1 protein-coding gene is annotated in these 863 nt (G+C 32.8%); it reads left to right on the top strand.

The features are described 5' to 3' along the window. Positions 1 to 151 precede the first annotated feature (151 nt). Positions 152 to 643 carry a signal peptidase II gene (lspA, locus tag H4J61_RS01030; RefSeq protein ID WP_182182884.1) on the top strand — a complete coding sequence of 164 codons (492 nt, stop codon included), beginning with the start codon at positions 152 to 154 and terminating at the stop codon, positions 641 to 643. Positions 644 to 863 lie beyond the last annotated feature (220 nt).

Below are 863 nucleotides of genomic sequence, written 5' to 3'. Positions count from 1 at the left end.
TTAACAATGCAAAAATTAAAATCGCCAAAAACGTAAACGTTTTTGATTGTTAAAAGAAAATAATCCAGTTAGAGTATTTTGATTAAATAATTATAATAAAAACGAGTAATTCTACAGGCTCGTTAGTTGCCAGAAAAGGTTTAGAGTAAATATGGATGTTTGGAAAAGATTATTAGTTATTTTTTTAGTTACTCTGTCATGTGTAGGTTGTGATCAAGCTACTAAACTATTGGCAGCAGAGCACCTTCCTAAATTTCAAATGACTAGCTACTTTAATGATATTCTCAGGGTTGGGTATACGGAAAATATTGGTGCTTTTCTAGGTTTGGGTAATAACTTGTCAGAACAAGCTAGATTTTGGTTTTTTGTCGTTTTAGTTGGTATGTTTTTGTCTGCATTATTTATATATTTAGTCTCAAATTCAAAGCAGCATCTTATGTCTTTAATTGCATTATCTTTGGTGTTTTCTGGTGGTATCAGTAACTTTTATGATCGTGTTGTTAATAACGGTGCCGTTATTGATTTTCTAAATATTGGTATCGGCTCGGTTCGAACTGGAATCTTTAATGTAGCTGACATCGCAATAATGTTAGGTGTTTTTCTCCTCATCTTTACTAAAGATAAAAACCAAGTTACGGTGTAAAAGGCAACTAACAAGCCATTCAAGCAGGACTTTTAACAGTTGGTTAGGTTCCGCTTCGCTTCACATTATAACCAACAATTAAAAGCCTCTTAATGGGGCGTTGAGGCTGTAGAATTTCTCCAAAAAAGACGTTTTTGCGTTTTTTTTACATTTGATGAATTGGTTGTTTTTTAAGCTTGAACTCCGTTTTCGTCTGTGATCTAATAGATATTATTCACCA

Source organism: Colwellia sp. MB3u-4, from assembly GCF_014077065.1.
Taxonomy (GTDB): Bacteria; Pseudomonadota; Gammaproteobacteria; order Enterobacterales; family Alteromonadaceae; genus Cognaticolwellia.
The sequence above is the reverse complement of the archived record's forward strand: the minus strand, read 5'-3'. Positions and strand labels throughout refer to the sequence as shown.

Excerpts from the sequence above, each read along its gene's own strand:
- lspA (WP_182182884.1), top strand. The coding sequence starts at position 152 with ATGGATGTTTGGAAAAGATTATTAGTTATTTTTTTAGTTACTCTGTCA.